14 protein-coding genes are annotated in these 17,375 nt (G+C 42.3%); 6 read left to right on the plus strand and 8 right to left on the minus strand.

The annotated features are described in order from the left end of the window. Positions 1-340: 340 nt before the first annotated feature. Positions 341-457: a zinc ribbon domain-containing protein gene (locus tag QOL44_RS11390; RefSeq protein ID WP_079199456.1), complete on the minus strand. Its 117-nt coding sequence runs from the start codon at positions 455-457 to the stop codon at positions 341-343. A gap of 131 nt (positions 458-588) precedes the next feature. On the opposite strand from QOL44_RS11390, the gene QOL44_RS10210 reads away from it, so the two are divergent. Together QOL44_RS10210 and tnpA are read left to right on the plus strand one after the other, a co-directional pair. After that, positions 589-765, plus strand: a complete 177-nt coding sequence (locus tag QOL44_RS10210) for a hypothetical protein (RefSeq protein ID WP_153300088.1) — start codon at positions 589-591, stop codon at positions 763-765. Between the two features lie 650 nt (positions 766-1,415). Beyond that, positions 1,416-1,640: an IS200/IS605 family transposase gene (gene tnpA / locus QOL44_RS11395; protein WP_079199579.1), complete on the plus strand. Its 225-nt coding sequence runs from the start codon at positions 1,416-1,418 to the stop codon at positions 1,638-1,640. 314 nt (positions 1,641-1,954) lie between these two features. Here tnpA and QOL44_RS10215 read toward each other — a convergent pair whose 3' ends face one another. The 3 genes from QOL44_RS10215 to fmt are packed head-to-tail and all read right to left on the minus strand — an operon-like array spanning position 1,955 to position 4,056. Then, the gene (locus QOL44_RS10215; protein ID WP_134372736.1) at positions 1,955-2,608 is read right to left on the minus strand and encodes a DUF4412 domain-containing protein; all 654 of its coding nucleotides are present in this window, start codon (positions 2,606-2,608) and stop codon (positions 1,955-1,957) included. A gap of 52 nt (positions 2,609-2,660) precedes the next feature. After that, positions 2,661-3,107: a hypothetical protein gene (locus tag QOL44_RS10220; RefSeq protein WP_009061540.1), complete on the minus strand. Its 447-nt coding sequence runs from the start codon at positions 3,105-3,107 to the stop codon at positions 2,661-2,663. Continuing rightward, on the minus strand, positions 3,097-4,056 hold the full coding sequence (gene fmt / locus QOL44_RS10225; protein ID WP_009061541.1) for a methionyl-tRNA formyltransferase: 960 nt from the start codon (positions 4,054-4,056) through the stop codon (positions 3,097-3,099). Before fmt ends, QOL44_RS10220 begins: the two co-directional genes overlap by 11 nt. A 162-nt stretch (positions 4,057-4,218) precedes the next feature. On the opposite strand from fmt, the gene QOL44_RS10230 reads away from it, so the two are divergent. Further along, the gene (locus QOL44_RS10230; RefSeq protein WP_009061542.1) at positions 4,219-5,199 is read left to right on the plus strand and encodes an L-threonylcarbamoyladenylate synthase; all 981 of its coding nucleotides are present in this window, start codon (positions 4,219-4,221) and stop codon (positions 5,197-5,199) included. A 535-nt stretch (positions 5,200-5,734) separates the two neighbouring features. Here the strand turns inward: QOL44_RS10230 and gyrA are convergent. Together gyrA and gyrB are read right to left on the minus strand one after the other, a co-directional pair. Continuing rightward, a complete protein-coding gene (gene gyrA / locus QOL44_RS10235; protein ID WP_009061544.1) occupies positions 5,735-8,341 on the minus strand; it encodes a DNA gyrase subunit A in 2,607 nt (868 codons plus the stop codon). A gap of 36 nt (positions 8,342-8,377) precedes the next feature. Then, entirely contained in the window at positions 8,378-10,900 is a 2,523-nt protein-coding gene (gene gyrB, locus QOL44_RS10240; RefSeq protein ID WP_009061545.1) for a DNA topoisomerase (ATP-hydrolyzing) subunit B, read from the minus strand. A 316-nt stretch (positions 10,901-11,216) separates the two neighbouring features. Here gyrB and QOL44_RS10245 point away from each other — a divergent pair, with 316 nt between their 5' ends. Continuing rightward, on the plus strand, positions 11,217-11,921 hold the full coding sequence (locus QOL44_RS10245) for a response regulator (RefSeq protein ID WP_009061548.1): 705 nt from the start codon (positions 11,217-11,219) through the stop codon (positions 11,919-11,921). Between the two features lie 52 nt (positions 11,922-11,973). After that, positions 11,974-13,278: a sensor histidine kinase gene (locus QOL44_RS10250; RefSeq protein ID WP_009061550.1), complete on the plus strand. Its 1,305-nt coding sequence runs from the start codon at positions 11,974-11,976 to the stop codon at positions 13,276-13,278. Between the two features lie 19 nt (positions 13,279-13,297). Here the strand turns inward: QOL44_RS10250 and QOL44_RS10255 are convergent, their stop codons facing one another. Both QOL44_RS10255 and QOL44_RS10260 read right to left on the minus strand, forming a co-directional pair. Next, positions 13,298-14,131, minus strand: a complete 834-nt coding sequence (locus QOL44_RS10255; RefSeq protein ID WP_228343285.1) for a lipid-binding SYLF domain-containing protein — start codon at positions 14,129-14,131, stop codon at positions 13,298-13,300. Further along, the gene (locus QOL44_RS10260; RefSeq protein ID WP_009061553.1) at positions 14,058-14,864 is read right to left on the minus strand and encodes a hypothetical protein; all 807 of its coding nucleotides are present in this window, start codon (positions 14,862-14,864) and stop codon (positions 14,058-14,060) included. Before QOL44_RS10260 ends, QOL44_RS10255 begins: the two co-directional genes overlap by 74 nt. A gap of 159 nt (positions 14,865-15,023) precedes the next feature. On the opposite strand from QOL44_RS10260, the gene QOL44_RS10265 reads away from it, so the two are divergent. Continuing rightward, positions 15,024-17,207 (plus strand): thioredoxin domain-containing protein, encoded by a 2,184-nt coding sequence (locus QOL44_RS10265; RefSeq protein WP_009061554.1) that lies wholly within the window; start codon positions 15,024-15,026, stop codon positions 17,205-17,207. The last annotated feature ends 168 nt before the right edge of the window (positions 17,208-17,375 follow it).

Genomic DNA, 17,375 nt, shown 5'->3' on the forward strand with positions numbered 1-17,375 from the left:
ACGAAAAATAGCCCATATACCACTAGATAAAATACATAATGATAGATGTGACACTCTCAACCCGCTGAAGCGGGTGAGCTTCTAGCTAGTACGCACGGCTTGTGGGCGGTTCCCGTGGGGAACCCGCTGACGAATCATAGCCGTTTGAGGCCGTACTTCAGCTAGACAACGTTGGCCTGTTGTCCAGGCTACACCTGCTTCCAGGCTGCCGGTTATTCATCCTGGCGGCCCGCCCTTGCAGAGGGTCTGGTCGCAGATAGGTGAAGCGCATTGGAAATGGCATCACCTGACCGAAGGCCAGCGGGTGCCTGTTGACGCCGCCGACCACATCCCGGTGGCCCTAAAAGCCACATTTAGACCATCGCCAGTTCCGCCCATTGGGCTTATGGCGATGGCCGCATTCCGGACACCGGCTGGAGGTGTCCCGTTCCTCCCCGGTGAAGCACGCAATGCGGATTTGCTCTACTTCTGCTTCAAATAGTCCAAATCCTTACCATATTCCCACTGGCTCATCCGCTGGTTGGGACGGCGTCTACAGGCGCCGCAACGTACTCCATCCGGGTTACCAGCGAAGATGGATTGAATTCCATGATACAGGTAAAAGTCTATGATCTTCCGGATACCTTTATGATGCAGGTCGCAAATCCGGCGTTTATGACGCAGCGTGCGCTTCGCTCTGGCTCGTCCGAGCTTGCGCATTCGCCGGCTGCCCTTCCTGCATCGGAAGCGCTTTTTTTGGATTTCTCCGAGTTGCTTACTGCGTAGCCGTTTGATGGTTCGCAAGACTTTCCCGGAAACGACTAGAGTGTTCCCATTGTTGGAGACAATGATGGCCTGGTGAATTTGGCCGGAAATCCACCGTGGCACACTGTTCCGTGGGCTCTTGCAAGTTCGGATCAGCTGCCGATTCGACCAAGGTTATGTGCCATTCGTTGGGCAGGTCATTCCAGAGGATCAGGCAAGCGGATTTATGCAAAAGCCAAGCGGGACGCGGCAATATCAGAAACGATCCTCCTCGTCCCATAGGGAGAACGATCCGCTTTTCCTTTATTCCCATTGGTTAGGCCGGCCAACATGAGAGGGGAAAAGCGCTTGTCCTTATATGGATAATAGATAGTCCTGCGGCCATCGCTGCGGTTCCTGCGAACTGCTTCCACGGCTGCGTCGAAGGCGCGAAAGATCTGTTGGACCCTTTGGGCATGCAAGGCGTAACACCTCGGGCGGTGGCTTTGTGATATTTATCGCGTCTGGGCCATGGCGCATTCGTCTTGCGAGCCTTGAAATGCACGTTCCGACACGTCTCCCAGACCTTGACCGCATCCAACTTGCCTTGCTGAATGATGGGGAGCCTCTCTTTTGGAGATACACTTCAGGGATAGGAGGCGGATCCGTTCTATAGGTGTTATCTTCGCGCTATGACTGATCCATTGCAAACCGGAAAAACGCAATGGGTGCATTATCAGCTCGCCTATCACTTTGTATGGATACCAAAATACCGTCGCAGAATTCTATTCGGTGAAATGGAGGCGGCCTGCAAGGCTCTGCTCGCCGAATGCTGCCGGCAACACGGCTTTCGGCTGCCAGTTTTGAGAACGGACATCGACCAGGGGCATTGCTTCGTATCGGCCCCGCCTCGTTGAGCGACTTCATCGATCGTGGGATTCCTTAAGAGTTACATGTTCCGTGGGGCTCTCAGGAGAGCATCCCGAAGCTCAAGACCCTCCGTAGCCGGGAAAATCTATGGACGCAAGCCTATTATGTGGGAGCGGCTAGGGCAGTATCGGTAGAAGTCATTCGTCGTTACATCGCGGCATGCCAAGGCAAATAACCATAGGTTGTGGCGCTCTCATCCCAATCCCCTAAAGGGAATGGGTAATCCCAAGCCGTTTTATAAACCCAGAAAAGAAAACGGAGGCTCTAAGCTCTCCACCGGAAAAGCTCTTTTTTTTCCTTATTATTGGGCATCATGAGGAGAAAGAGGAATAGGAGGCTTTTGTTTTTCAGAAGGGGCTGTCTGATTCTTTTCTTCTGAATCTAGTGTATAGTTTTCTATTTGCTGATAATTTGATGGGACAACAAAAAGCTCCTCAGGCTGTGGACCCACTTTATAATCCTTCCACTCAACCAATACATTTCCTTTTTCTGGCATTATTTGAACCGGTGCTCCAGTCTCCTTCCCAATCCAAAAAGTGGCTTTTCCCGCTTTGGATTCCATCAAGTATTTATCGCAAAGCACCCCTTGAAGCGTATCGGTACCAACCGAAGTCCATTTAGCAGTAGGATCTCCTGGGGTTATATCGAAAAGGGGTGTTTCCTCTTTGACAGGATGTTCAAAATAAATTCTTTCATCTGGAAAAAGAGTATAAATCGTCTTTTTGTCTTTACGTATTATATTGATCTGTTGCTGCACTCCCGTCGGTCCTTCAACTCTAATTTTATCTCCATCAACAAAGATCTTTTGAACAATTTCGCCTCCTCCGACTTTAATAATTTGCATTACGGAAAATTGCTTAGGTAAGCTAAAAGGTCTTTGTGCAAAGGCAACAAAAGAACTACTGACTACAAAAGAAAAAACCGCTAATAAAAATAAACCCACCCTTTTCATCATTTCTTTTTTATATAGTAACAGAAACACAACTTCTAGAAGATAATGAAACAACTTAAGGTTCAGCAATGTTATAATGACAAGCACAACCTTCGGGAAAAACTCTCCAACAATCCAAATGCCACTTCATTTTTTTATCCATCCAATCAACTTCTCCAATAAGACATTGCTTCCTTTCAAAATAAAAGGAAGGAATCCATAACAATGAAATCCTTTGGACGACTCCTGCTAGCAAAGCCATTTTATTGGCCTCAGGAGAACCTAAAAGAAAAAAGGGATTACTTCTGGCTATAATCTCTTTAAAAGCTTTAAGACTGATTGGTTGTAACCGAATAAATTGGTCTTCATCTAAACGAACCGGAAGATCTGTAAAGAGAGTAACGGGGCTAGCCTCCAAAGGTAATAATCTATGACAAAGCAAAGAAGTAGGAAAATCATTGCTGAGGAATTTGCCATCCAGGCTGATAGCTGCAAGCAAGGTACAAGCTGCTTTAATCCTCATCTTTTTGTCCCAAAATCGTGCCAATGGCTAGTCTTGCCCCACGAGCAAAGTCAGCCGCATGCATTTTCTTCCTTCCTTCGAGTTGAACTTCTCTTAACAACAGACCGCCAACACGCCCTGCAGCGACTAAAACTCCATGCTTATCTATGCGCACAACTTCCCCTGGACTCCCTCTAGCCCGATGAGAAATAATTACTTTGTAAATTTTTAGGATCTTTTTCTCCTCTCCTATCTTCAACGTAGTATAAGCCACAGGCCATGGATTAAAAGCCCTGACCATTGCATCAATTTCCTGTTTATCTTTTGTCCAATCGATCAGCGCCTCCTCTTTCTTTATTTTTTTTGCATAAGAAGCCAGTGCATGATCCTGAGGAATCCGCGGCGCTTTCCCAGCCTTTATCGCCTCCAGAGACTGAATAATCAATCGTGCCCCTAATTCGGCAAGACGATCATGCAATGATTCAGCCGTGTCATTCGAACGAATTAATAGCTTTTCACTTGTTAAAATATCACCCGTATCTATCCCCTCATCCATCCAAATGACAGTTACACCCGTCTCTTTATCCATGTTCTTTATAGCAGCTTGGATTGGCGATGCCCCTCTATATTTAGGAAGAAGCGATCCATGGATGTTCAAAATCCCAATAGAAGGAATCTTAAGTACCTCCTTAGACAATATCTGTCCATAGTCACAAACAACAATGACTTCGGGTTTTAGGAACTGAATTTGCTGGATGGAACCGGCAGAATTAATATTTTCAGGTTGAAAAACCCATAAATGTAATTTCAGGGCAGCTCTTTTGATAGGAGAAGGTAAAAGCTCTTTTTGTCTGCCAAAAGGTCGATCCGCCTGAGTAATAACCCCAGGAATTGTGTATCTCCCATCCAAAGCTATAGCTTCCAGACTTGGAACACCAAAATCTCCTGTACCAATAAACACTACTCTCATTCTCTAATATTATTCCATGCCATTGTTGGTTTTTTTTAAAAAGACTTTCTTTTTAAATATTACCAAAGGTAGAATCAAATCTATACTTTTTAGTTCTTTTTTAACCAATACACACCCTGTTCTTTCTTTAGATGAAAAAGGTCTTCATTATTTATTTATCCAATGAAAAATCAAGGATCTGCTTTACCAATAGAAAATGCAATCGAAAAGGCGATAGAACTGTTGCGGAAAGGAGAAGTTGTTGCTATCCCTACTGAAACGGTCTACGGCCTGGCTGCAGATGCACTCAATTCCGAAGCTGTAGCCCGACTGTTTGAACTTAAAAAAAGGCCTAAAATAGATCCGGTCATTGTCCACTGTTATGGTGCAAGCCATGTTTTTGCCTTTGTTCGGAACCTTCCAGAACCAGCTAGGTTACTCGCTACTACGTATTGGCCAGGTCCCCTTACTTTGGTTTTAGAAAAAAAAGATTCGATTCCTGACATTGTTTCGGCTGGGCTTCCTTTTGCTGGATTTAGGGTACCCAAACATCCTCTAACCCTAAAACTAATCGAAAAACTTGGTAGACCACTGGCAGCGCCTAGTGCAAACAGATTTGGGAAAATTAGTCCTACGACTGCACAAGCAGTCTTCGAAGAATTCAACCATCTGATTCCTTTAATTCTTGACGGGGGGCCATGTCCAGTGGGTATTGAATCGACAGTCATTTCGTTTGCTCATGACCCTCCTTTGTTGCTCCGATACGGTGCCATTACTAAAGAGGAAATAGAAAAGAGAATAGGTCCATTGACCGTCCCTGCTCCCAATACAGCATGGAACTTAGCACCTGGCCGATTCCCTAAACACTATGCTCCCTCAGTCCCAGTGGAAATTATTTCCTCCCTCTCAGAGATTCCCTATTGGAAAAGAAAAAACGCTGGCCTGATTTTCTGGGGAAGAGAGGAAACGTCAGGATTCAAAGTTGTCAAAAATCTTTCCAAAGAAAAATCACTAATCGAAGCAGCCGCAAATTTTTTTCAAATGCTTCGAGAATTGGACAAAAGCAGTATAGAAAAAATCTATGCGTTACTCCTGCCAGAGGAAGGTCTAGGAAAAGCCATTAATGAAAGAATCAAAAAAGCGGCTGGCTCCTCCTCGCCATAGAGAGTTAAAGAACAGCTACTAAGACCCTCATTGCAGCTTGTTGCCTACTCTTCTCCATATATTTGCATCTTTCTTCTCTGGCAGAATGAACAACATCAAAGCAGTGGCCAAGTCCTTGGTGGTATGGCCATGGGAATATAAAGAAATGCCACTTGGAAGCCTGAAGGATTTGGTTGTGTGTTCTACAGTCTTGAGCCTATGGAGAGGAAAAGGCTCAGAGCTTGGGAGAACATTTACGAGTGAACGCCGGGAAAGCCCATACTTTTAAGAGTGGCGAGAAGAGGCGGCTTCATTAAGTTACAAATTTCTAATGGTTGTGTTATAACACCTGGCCGTAGGGCTGGACCGGTCCGAACTAATGCCTCTGGAGAAGGAGACCGCTGCACGGATACTGGGGGGTAACCCTGCTATTCGTGTAAGTTTCCTTCGGTGAAAGAGGAAGCCCACTCTTTTAAAGGTGGGAGGAGGTCACGCTGAAACTATTCTTGATCTTTGTGTGGGAAGGAGAAAGTCTAAAGGAAGTGTATCAAAACAATTAAGGAAGCAAAGGCTCTTCACCTTCCTCCTTTTCAGGAACTACTCGAGCAATCGAGGTGACTTTATCATCGCTATCCAATTGAACAAGCCGTACCCCTTGGGTATTTCTACCTGTCTTTCGGAGATCTTTTACTTTAATTCTGATAACATTGCCTTTGAGAGTCAATAGCATCAGCTCATCTTCTTCAAAAACAGTCCTGGCCGATACCACCTTGCCTGTCTTCTCAGTGGTTTTCATTGTCTTTATTCCATAGCCTCCCCTCTTCTGTCGACGGTATTCTTCAAAAGAAGTTCTTTTCCCTATCCCCTTTTCTCCTACAACAAGTAACGTCGCTCTCTCATCTACCACAGCCGCTCCAACCACTTCATCCCCTTCTCGAAGATTAATTCCTATGACTCCCGCAGCATTTCTACCCATGGAACGAACAAGGGTTTCTGAAAATCTTATGCTTTGCCCCTCTTTGGTAATTAAAACAATCTCCTTTTGCCCATCGGTAAACATGCAATCGATGAGTTTATCATTCTCATCAATACTAATTGCTGTAATGCCCCCTTTTCGGATATTTTGAAAATCGGTAACAGGGGTCTTTTTTACGCGTCCTTTTTTGGTACAGAAAAAAATATAATCGTTTTTGTCCCATGAGCTCTCTCTTGAGTCTGAAACTTCGGAATTGGCAACAATTCGCAACATCGAAGCGATCTCCTCGGTAGGTTTTAACTCAAGGAAATTGACTATGTTTTTGCCCTTGCTCGCTCTTTCTTTTTCTGGAAGCTCATAGACTCTCTGAATGTAAACCCTGCCATCGGTGGTGAAAAAGAGCAAATAATCATGAGTGGAAGCATTGATCAGGTTTTCGACAAAATCTTGTTCCTCTTCTTTGCCAACCTCCTGAGTCGCCATTCCCACTACCCCTCTTCCCCCTCTTCTTTGGGACCTGTAATTATCAAGATTGGTTCTTTTAATAAAACCATTATGCGTCAGAGTGATGACAACCCGCTGGTTAGCCACTAAGTCTTCGAAACTAACTTCCCCTGCCTCTTGGAGAATCTTCGTCTTTCTAGGATTGCCATACTTCTCTTTGACTTCCAAAAGCTCTTGCTTTACAATCGCCCAAATTTTCTCTTCGCTTCCCAAAATCGCTTTAAATTGCTCAATTTTTTCAAGCAATTCAGCATATTCAGAGGCTATTTTCCCCCTTTCGAGCCCAGTGAGTTGATAAAGACGCAAATCCAGTATGGCTTCCACCTGTCTTAGGCTGAGGCTATAGACTCCTTCCTCTGTTATTCTATCCTGGGCAATGACTATGCCAAGCGTTTCAAGCAAACGGACTGGAAATTTTAACTCTAAAAGCTTTTTTCGAGCTTCTTCTCGATTCGTTGATTCTCTTATTAATCGAATAAAATCTTCAAGCTGGCTTAAGGCAATCAAAAAGCCTTCAAGAATTTCTGCTCGCTCCAGGGCCTTGTTTAAATCAAATCGGGTTCTTCTGACTACGACCTCATGCCTATGATCTAAGTAACAAAAAAGAAGTTCTTTTAAATTGAGTGATTTAGGACGCAATCGATCAATTGCGACCATATTCACAGCAAAAGTGGTCTGTAGGGGCGTGTGTTTGTAGAGATTATTAATGACAACCTTTGGTATGGCATCCCTTTTGAGTTCTATCACTACCCGAGTATTCTCGTCGGATTCATCCCGTATATCCGCAATTTCTGGAATAATCTTTTGGTTGACAAGTTCTCCAATTTTTTCAACCAAAGCAGCTCTGTTGACATTATAAGGAATTTCGTCGATAATAATTGCCGACTTGCCCCCTCTTAACTCCTCAAAATGCACCTCCCCTCTTACTTTCAGACTACCTCTCCCAGTAGTAAAATAACTGACAATGCCTTCCTTCCCCAAGATAACTCCACCAGTAGGAAAATCCGGGCCTTGGATGTATTGGAGAAGATCTTCAGCAGAAAGACCTGGTTGATCAATCAACGCAACCAATGCATCAATAGTCTCAGAAAGATTATGGGGAGGAATATTGGTAGCCATTCCCACAGCAATTCCCGTTCCTCCATTAACAATTAAATTAGGGAAGGCAGCCGGGAAAACCGCTGGCTCCATCTTCGTTTCATCGTAATTGGGAACAAAATCAACCGTGTCCTTCTCCATATCCGCCATGAGCAAAGCTCCAGCTGGAGAAAGTCGGGCTTCAGTATACCGCATGGCTGCCGGTGGATCGCCTTCAATGGAACCAAAATTGCCTTGCCCATCGATGAGCACTTCCCGCATTGCCCATGGTTGAGCCATATGAACAAGTGTTGGATAGATAGCTTGATCACCATGAGGATGAAAATTCCCCATTGTTTCTCCAACAATTTTTGCACATTTCAAATGCTTGCGATTAGGGGCTAGCCCAAGCTCGTGCATAGCAAAAAGAATTCTTCTCTGGGAAGGTTTTAATCCATCTCTTACATCCGGTAAGGCTCTTGAAATAATCACCGACATCGCATAGTCTAAAAAACAACTCTTCATCTCCTCGGATACATCTACCATCCGAACAGGAGCGTTATCTCTGATTGATAGTTGCTCGTTGTTTTCAGAATTCTGCGCCATAGGCTTCACCAGTCATCTCTTAAGATTGTTTTCTTTTTAAATGTCTAAATTTTTTACCTGAAGAGCATTTTCTTCTATGAAACGTTTCCTTGGCTCAACCTCTTCGCCCATTAAAGTGATAAATATTTTTTCAGCCTCAATAGCATCGGCAATCTCTACCTTCAGCAATTTTCTTTTCTGAGGATCCATCGTTGTCTCATAGAGCTGCTTAGGATTCATTTCTCCAAGTCCCTTAAACCGTTTGATTTCGACTCCTTCTCTACCATTTTCTTTTACGACATCCAATATTTGTCCAATTGAAAAAATATCGAGAAGCTTCTCCCCTTTCTCTCCCTTCTTAACAACCATTCTATAGAGAGGATGCTCTTTGGATCTGTAGCTTTTGATTTCAAATCCAAGCTGCGTAAGCTCATCGAGGATCTTCATCATGATAGGACTTTCAAATAGTTCTACATAGGCCGCACGACGCTTGCTATCCACTCCATTCCGCTCAGAGGAATCAACTATAGATGCCCCATTTTCTATCCCAGCCGCTTCAAAAAGCAAAAGATCTGGATTTTCTTCAGCAAAACGACCTAACTCTCTGTCATCAAAGAAAAAGAAAAGTTTTTCCTGATTGTTTTCCCACACCCGAATAATATGTTCAGGAAGTTTGCCGCTTTGGGGATCTTTTTTAGAAAGCAATAAATCGAAGTCCACGCCATGAAGTTCAAGATATTTGCAAAATTGACTAAGTTTTTCAAGTTTCGATAACAACGATAGAAGGATCTCCCCACGAAAGACCTTTTGTTCCCCGACAATGGAAAGCTCGACATTTTTTACTCCCTGTTCAAGCAGTATTCTGTTAAGCTCCTCGTCGTTCTGGACATATTGTTCTTCCTTTTTTTTGTCGATAAGATACAGAGGAGGTTGCGCAATATAGATATGACCGTGGTTAATAAGCTCAGGCATTTGTCGGTAAAAAAAGGTTAAAAGCAAGGTGCGAATATGCGAACCATCTACATCTGCATCAGTCATCAAAATGATTTTGTGATACCTCAATCTCTCTAACAGAAAAGCCCCTTCACCATCTCCCTCGCCAATTCCCGTTCCAATCGCTGTGATAATCGTCTGGATCTCCTCATTGTTAAGCACCTTATCTAAGCGGGCTTTTTCTACATTGATCAGTTTACCTCGAATAGGAAGAATAGCCTGAAACTGCCTATTCCTGCCCTGCTTTGCTGACCCACCAGCAGAATCACCTTCCACGATAAAAAGTTCTGCTTCTTGCGGATTTCTTACCGAACAGTCGGCTAGTTTACCGGGCAATCCACCACCGCTTAAAGCCGTTTTACGAACTGCTTCCCTAGCCTTTTTAGCTGCTTCTCGGGCTCTAGCCGCCGTCAATGCCTTCTCGACAATTTTCCTAGCGCTTTGAGGGTTGGACTCCAGGTAATTCATCATCCCCTCATAAACAAGAGAAGCGACTATGCCTTCGACTTCTGGGGAGACAAGCTTAACTTTCGTCTGCGATTCAAAACTTGGGTTGGGATGCTTTAAGGAAAGAATGCAAACTAATCCTTCTCTTACATCTTCCCCACTCAATTGAGGATCCTTCTCTTTAAAGAGATTATTAGCTCTACCGTATTGATTAATCGATCGGGTGAGGGCTGTTTTTAGGCCAGAAAGATGGCTTCCCCCATCAGGATTAGGGATACCATTGGTATAACAAAAAATCTGTTCCGTATAGCCTTCCGTATACTGCAGCACACAATCAAGGATCAGATCCTCTTTTTGTTTTTGAATAACAATCGGCTTAGGACAAAGCGGCTTGAGATCTTGAGCAAATTGAGAGACAAACTCAACAATGCCTTCTTTAAAAAAGAACCGAAAGGCATTCGGTTTAGACCCATCGATTGTCCTTTCATCAAGAAGCAAAATTTCAAGTCCCGGATTAAGAAAGGCAAGCTCTCTGAGCCTTTTAGCAATAATCTCTGTTTTAAATTCAAGCGTTGTAAATATTTCAGGGTCTGGCTTGAAAGTAATCAAAGTTCCCCTCTTCTGGGTTTTGCCAACCACTTCTAATGGTCGAGAAGTTTTCCCTCTTCGAAACTCCATCCTGTAGACTTTGCCGTCTCTGAAAACTTCCACTTTAAACCATTCCGACAATGCGTTGACACATTTTGCCCCTACCCCATGCAGTCCCCCCGAATATTTATAGACACCTTGTTTGAACTTGCCCCCAGCATGAAGATTGGTTAATACCAATTCCACAGCAGGGATTTTAAACTTTGGATGCGGCTCTACAGGAATGCCTCGGCCATTATCTAAAATGGAAATCGACCCATCCACATGGATGGTCACTTCAATCCGGCTACAATAGCCAGCTAAATGTTCATCAATGGAATTATCAAGGACTTCAAAGACACAATGATGCAACCCTCTTTCATCGGTAGGGCCAATGTACATCCCAGGCCTTTTCCTTACAGCTTCCAAGCCCTCTAATTTTTCTATCTGGGAAGCATCGTAGCCAACTTCAACTTTCGGCAATGTAGAAATATCAGAAGAATCTAGCGACATAGTATTCGTTCGATTGGTTTAATGCAAAAAAACAACGTAAACATTAAGAAAATTCAATGAAAAAAGAGATCTATAAAAAAGCTTTCTTTTTTGTTAATATACCTAGATTTGCATTCAATTAAAGGAAAAAAATAAACAGCCTTCTTCTTATACATTTTCTTTTAAAAAAGCGATCTTAAAAAAGAGTTTTTTTTATACATTTTTCTCTTTATTATGTATTGTTTTTTATATTTTAATGCCAACGGAAGATTCTTTCCCAAGAATATCTCTTTTTTCCTTTTGTTTCGATTAATTTTGAACCGCATACATAGTTAGTATGGGTACAGATAAAAAAAAGAAAAAAATACTAGTGGTTGAAGACGAAGAAGATGTGTCGGAATTGATCTGTATGCATCTTAAAGCTCAGGGCTTTGAAACGGTTGTGGCAAAAGAAGGTATGGAAGCCCTACGAGTTACTAGAAAACAATTGCCAGATCTGATCGTTCTCGATCTTATGATCCCTGAATTCTCTGGGATTGATGTTTGTAAGTATTTAAAAAAAGATCCCGATACGGCAGCTATTCCGATTGTGATATTAACAGCAAAATCTGATCCATCAGATAGAATCTTAGGCTTAGAGCTGGGAGCAGATGATTACATAGCCAAGCCATTCAGCCCTAGAGAACTTATCTTAAGAATCCAATCCGTCCTCCGTAGACGATTTGAAATCCAAAGCCCCGTTGGACAAGCCGAACATGACGATCAAATCAGACTCGATCCGATTGATAAAGTTGCTTACTATAAAAAGAGAAGAATTGAGCTGACTCCAATTGAATTCCGGCTGCTCTCTACTCTGATGGAAAAAGAAGGGGCAGTCCAAACCCGAGAAGAACTGCTTAAGGAAGTCTGGGGATACGAAAAGACTATTGATACACGAACGATCGACACCCATATCCGAAGGCTAAGAGATAAGCTTGGGAGAGCAGCACAATTTCTTAGAACAGTTAGAGGCATTGGATATAGATATAAAAAAACAACTTAAGGCTGTTGTGCTCTTTGCCTGTTGGATCTGTTTTTAGCACTTCATTAGGATTATGCTTTGGCTGACTCTCAGTTTTCTTTTTGTTTTAACCGGAGTATTCCTTACTCTCTTTATTCTTCGACAGCACTTTTGGCTTTCTAAAATCCGGAAAATAGAAAAAATAACCCACTCTCTAAGGAACAAACAGATCCCCTCTTCTTTTTTGCTTTCTGGAGATCCATCCCTCTCAGCCATATCTAGGAATCTTGAAGCTATCTCCAATGAATTTCACTCTCTTATACGCACATCCAAAGAAGAAGAAATTAATTTAAACACTATTTTAAAATCGATGACCGAAGGCATCGCTATAATTGACCGCAATCATTTCATAAAATTAGCCAATGATTCCTTCAAAAACATTTTAGGCTTAACGGCCAATCCCCAAGGCAAAAAGCTTCTTGAATTGATTCAATTACCAGAAGTAGAGCGGATCATCGAAGAGGCATTTGAAAGCCAAAAACCCCTCTCGCAGGAAGTTCTAGGAACTGACAATAGAAGCAATTTAACTGGATATTTTGTTGTGGATGCTGTGCCTGTTGTGAATGAAAATACAGATATTGCTAGCAATATAATGGTTCTTGTCTTCCGAGATATCACAGAAAGAAGAAAATTCGAAGAGGCAAGAAAAGAATTTGTAATCAATGTAAGCCATGAGCTGCGGACTCCATTGTCCATTTTTAAAGGATATGTCGAGACTTTAATAGAAAATCCCAAACTATCAAAAGCGGAAACAAAAAGGATTTACGAAATTCTAAAAAAACATTGTGTTAGACTTTCTGCTTTAATCGAAGATCTTTTGCTTTTGGCCAAGCTTGAATCACGCAACCTGACCATTGAACCTTCCCCTTTCATTATGAAAGATCTCCTTGAAGAAACCCTTCAAGAGCTCCATCCCCTTTTTCAGCAAAAAGAATGTCAGGTTAATCTGGTTATTGAAAAAGACTTGCCACCCGTAGAGGTTGATCCTTTTTGGTTCCAACAAGCTGTTTATAATTTGATTGATAATGCCGTCAAATTTTCCTCTCCCCCTAGAAAAGTGCTCATTGAAGCGCAGAGAAACGATCAATACTTTGTCCTTAAAATTACTGATAATGGTATTGGCATTTCTCCAAAAGACCTACCATTTATCTTCGACAGATTTTATCGCGGAGACAAGTCTAGGAATACAGAAGGGGGTACAGGATTAGGCCTTTCAATCACCAAGCAAATTGTTGAACTTCATGGAGGGAAAATCAGGGCAAAGAGTAACCTTGGAGAAGGAACAACAATGGAAATAGAAATTCCCATACGTCAAGAAAAGCCACCTTCGGTGAGCTAGCAGAAAAATTCAAAGAAGCTTATGGCGGAGAAGCTACAACCCTTTCTGCTGGTTTTACTGGCAAACTTCGATAGGGCTCTAAGAGAGCCTGAATCAATCGCTGACCACTTTCAGGAACAGCAATTCTTCCTGAAAGGATTTGATAAGGTATGCACTTGGTTTGATAATACTTCCAGTTTGTCTCGGGATCAGCTATCAGATCAATATTTCCTATGGCAATCCCTTTCAACTTTTTCTTAGAAATTAGATAGACATAAACGGCAGCGGTCGGAGAAGTGGCTTGGTCTTCCGTTAATTCAACTAATCCTGGTTGAGCACTCTGCCCAACACCGATATTGCATTTGGTCCCCTTGATTAGCAAATCTATTGTTTCCTGGGTATTGATCACCAACAATAGATCCGCAGATAGGAAACCTACGCTGAGCCCCAAGTCCCATCCCGATACCTTTACTGCCAATGGGCCTGACCAACGTCCTTCAGGAAGCCGAACTATAATCAATCCAACCCCTTGTCTTTCTTTCATGAATAAGCTCGCCTGGTAGAGACTGACAAACCCTATGCCTTTTGCCTCTTGGAAGATCGGTTCTGGCACATTATCCTTATATCGATTTTTCATCATTTGAATAAAAGTCACCACTTGATCAATTTGTTTTTCAAAGTTCCATGCCCAAAGCTTTTGAATGGGAAAAGCTAAAAACAAAAGACTACAAAAGATCGGCCAAAGAAAGGTTTTTGTCTTTTGTCTTCCCTTGTTTAACACTATCATGACGTTGATTGAATTAATGACGGTAAGTTTCAATGCGGTTGATCCAGCCTGCAAGCCATCTTTCCTCATGACGACTTGGGGGTGCATTTTTTACTCTTCTCTTTAGCACGTTTTCAGCTGCCTGGCAAAATGCATCGATCGGATCTCCCCCATCCATTTCTTCCAGAACTTGTAAAAGACCCCATCCTTTCCCTTTATACCTCTCGGTTGGCCAAGTTCCATCCCCTTTAAAATTCACATAATCTACCAAAGCGTATACCCCCCTTGGAGATTGAGAAAGCAAAATAAAATTCTCTTCCACTTTTTTCTTTTCGTTTGCAGGACTCAGCGCCAACATTTTGGGTAAAGCATTTTTTAGTTTCAGAATCGCAAACTGAATCTGAAGAGGAATTGTATCTAATAAAAAAAGCTTTAATTCCTCCATCTGCCTACCTCCTTCCGCAGCATAAAAAACTGTGCGCGTAGACCAAGGGCAATTGGATTGAGGAGTTAACCACCTAGGCAGCTTAGCTCCATTCTCAAGGGCAAACTCTAAGAAGCGAGGGAAACTTTCTTCAAAAGGACCTTTCTTTCCGGCTGGGTACCATATAAAATGACATATGCCCAAAGAAGCGAAATCCTCGCCTACATTCCATGCCAGTAACCCGGATACTTTTCCACCAGACTCATTTTCCCAGATTTTTTTTCCTATGAGCTCCGCTTGGCTTGCTGTCAAAAAAAGTTCGACTCTCTTTTTTTCTTTTCCATAGGCTAAGGCAAGAACTGGTATCCATAGCAGCAGAAAGGAAAATAAAGAGAGGCGATTGATTCGCCAAGCCATTCTTATCCTCCCTCTCTTTTTCAAATCTAAAATGTAGCTCCTCTTTGAACAGATAGTTAGGGAAAATTGACTTTCTAATAGAATTATCCGAAGATATAAAAAAATAAAGAACTGATTTTTGTTTCTAAGAACTGTTCTTTTCCAAATAGACACTCATTCATGAATACTCTAAGCAAAGAAAAAAGTCCTTACTTACTCCAACATGCCCACAACCCCGTCCAATGGCAGCCATGGACGGAAGCAACTATTCAAAAAGCAAAGGAACTCAATAGGCCAATTTTTCTATCTGTTGGCTATTCAACCTGTCATTGGTGTCATGTGATGGCTGAAGAATCTTTTGAAAATCCAACAGTTGCTGAACTGCTCAACGCTTTTTATATACCTGTAAAAGTAGATAGAGAAGAAAGACCCGATATTGATCAGTTCTACATGGAATTTGTCCAAGCTTTTTGTGGACAAGGAGGATGGCCTATGAGTGTCTGGTTGACACCTGATTTAGAGCCATTTTTTGGCGGCACTTATTTTCCTCTAGAAAGTAAATGGGGACGGCCTGGATTTATTGATTTGCTTAAAAAAATTGCCAATCTTTGGCAATCTCACAGATCGGCTCTTCAACAACAGGGTCAGGAAATACTTAATAAAATGCGAGAAAGCATCCTTTGTTCTATAGAAATTGAAAGCCAGCCAAATTTAACACAGATAGCAAGAAAGACAGTAGAACAACTTTGGGGCAATTTTGATAGAGTGTATGGTGGCTTTTCGCCTCCTCCGAAGTTCCCACGTCCTAACCTTTTCTTTTTTTTATTTAGGGCTGGTTCCTTCAAAGAACTCCCTGATCCCCTCCAAAATAAGGCTATGAAGATGGCCCTTTTTACTCTACAAAAAATGTCTTGCGGAGGCATCCATGATATCTTGGAAGGGGGATTTCACAGATATTCCGTAGATGCACAGTGGCGACTACCACATTTTGAAAAGATGCTTTATGATCAAGCTCATCTAGGTTCAGCCTATTTGGAAGCTTTCCAAATGACTAGTGACTTTCTTTTTAAAGAAACGGCCACTGCTCTTTTCGAATATCTTTTTAGCCATCTCTATAATCCTGCTGGAGGATTTTATTCAGCCGAAGACGCAGACAGCCTGAATTCTTCAGGAGAAAAAGCTGAAGGAGCCTATTATTTGTGGACTATGGAAGAACTTGAAAAAATTCTCGAGGAGGTGGTAGGGAAAGAACGAAGTAAAGTATTGGCTTCATTCTTTGGAGCCACCAATCAAGGCAATCTTGCAGAAGGATTAGGAACTGAACCATCCATGCGGTTAAAAAACATGCTCTTTTTTTCTAAACCGCTTTCAGCGTTAGCCGAAGAGCTCAAAATGCCAATAGAAGAAACTAAAGATCTTTTATTAAAAGCAAAAACCGCCCTAAAAGAAGCCAGATTGAAACGACCTAAGCCTTTCTTAGACGATAAAATTATTACTGCTTGGAACGGTTATGCGATCTCTGCTCTGGCAAAGGCTTACATGGTGTTAGCTGACAGTCGCTATTTAAACGAAGCTAAAAAAACAGCAGATTTTATTCTAGAGCATCTTTGGGATGCCGATAGTAAAATCCTTTACCGTATTTATCGCAATGGCAGAGGATCTATCCCAGGCTTTGCTTCTGACTATGCTTCTCTCGCCGCCTCTCTACTTGACCTTTTTGAAGCCGATCAAGATGAAAAATGGCTGCTGCAAGCAAAAATGTTTCAAGAGCTGCTCGAAGAAAAATTCGCTGATCCCTACAGACATCAATATCTTTCGAGAGCCGTCGAAACGGCAGCAACGATCATTCAAACAAGAGAAGAATATGATGGAGCAGAACCTGCGACCCTTTCTCTATCAGCGTATGCTCTATGGAAGCTTTTCAGCATAACCGGAGAAGAAAAATGGAAAAAAAGGCTAGAAGAATTGTTTAACAGCGCCTGGCCTATCTTAGAAAGATTTCCAACCGCATTGCCTTATTTTCTAGGAGTTTATCTGGAATACTCAGTTCCACCCATCGAAATTATTATTGTGGGAGAAAAAGATGACTTAAAAACAAGAGCCCTCTTCAATACCTTATCCAGTGTGCTCATTCCTAATCGGCTCTTTTTAGTTCTTGATCCTCGCCAAGGAGTACCCAGAACTTTCAAATCTATAGATTTTTATTCTAATCTTCTTTCAGTTTATCCAGGATATCCTATTGCCTATATCTGTGCAAGAGGCCAGTGTAGCTTGCCTCAGACCGAGCCTGAAAAAGCATTAGAAATCCTTAAATCTCATGCCACTTTATTTTTAGAGAAGGATTATCTTCCCTCTTTGGATTGATTGTCTGCGGGCTCCTTTTCTATGACAAGGCCGTTGGCAATCTTTTAGCTCTTTTTTCCATGATTGCATTTTGCCTTAAAACCAAAACAGTTTTTAGCATGGGCGCACTTAGCAGCGCAGTTACAATTTATTTTTAAAGCAGAGGATTGAGCATGGGACTCTATTAAA

The sequence above is a fragment of the Candidatus Methylacidiphilum fumarolicum genome, from assembly GCF_949774925.1.
GTDB lineage: Bacteria > Verrucomicrobiota > Verrucomicrobiia > Methylacidiphilales > Methylacidiphilaceae > Methylacidiphilum > Methylacidiphilum fumarolicum.

Coding starts and splice junctions, on each gene's coding strand:
- QOL44_RS10210 (WP_153300088.1), top strand. CDS start 589: ATGATACAGGTAAAAGTCTATGATCTTCCGGATACCTTTATGATGCAG.
- QOL44_RS10255 (WP_228343285.1), bottom strand. CDS start 14,131: ATGCACCCCCAAGTCGTCATGAGGAAAGATGGCTTGCAGGCTGGATCA.
- QOL44_RS10215 (WP_134372736.1), bottom strand. CDS start 2,608: ATGATGAAAAGGGTGGGTTTATTTTTATTAGCGGTTTTTTCTTTTGTA.
- fmt (WP_009061541.1), bottom strand. CDS start 4,056: ATGAGAGTAGTGTTTATTGGTACAGGAGATTTTGGTGTTCCAAGTCTG.
- gyrA (WP_009061544.1), bottom strand. CDS start 8,341: ATGGCGCAGAATTCTGAAAACAACGAGCAACTATCAATCAGAGATAAC.
- gyrB (WP_009061545.1), bottom strand. CDS start 10,900: ATGTCGCTAGATTCTTCTGATATTTCTACATTGCCGAAAGTTGAAGTT.
- QOL44_RS10265 (WP_009061554.1), top strand. CDS start 15,024: ATGAATACTCTAAGCAAAGAAAAAAGTCCTTACTTACTCCAACATGCC.
- QOL44_RS10245 (WP_009061548.1), top strand. CDS start 11,217: ATGGGTACAGATAAAAAAAAGAAAAAAATACTAGTGGTTGAAGACGAA.
- tnpA (WP_079199579.1), top strand. CDS start 1,416: ATGACTGATCCATTGCAAACCGGAAAAACGCAATGGGTGCATTATCAG.
- QOL44_RS10230 (WP_009061542.1), top strand. CDS start 4,219: ATGAAAAATCAAGGATCTGCTTTACCAATAGAAAATGCAATCGAAAAG.
- QOL44_RS10260 (WP_009061553.1), bottom strand. CDS start 14,864: ATGGCTTGGCGAATCAATCGCCTCTCTTTATTTTCCTTTCTGCTGCTA.
- QOL44_RS10250 (WP_009061550.1), top strand. CDS start 11,974: ATGCTTTGGCTGACTCTCAGTTTTCTTTTTGTTTTAACCGGAGTATTC.
- QOL44_RS10220 (WP_009061540.1), bottom strand. CDS start 3,107: ATGAGGATTAAAGCAGCTTGTACCTTGCTTGCAGCTATCAGCCTGGAT.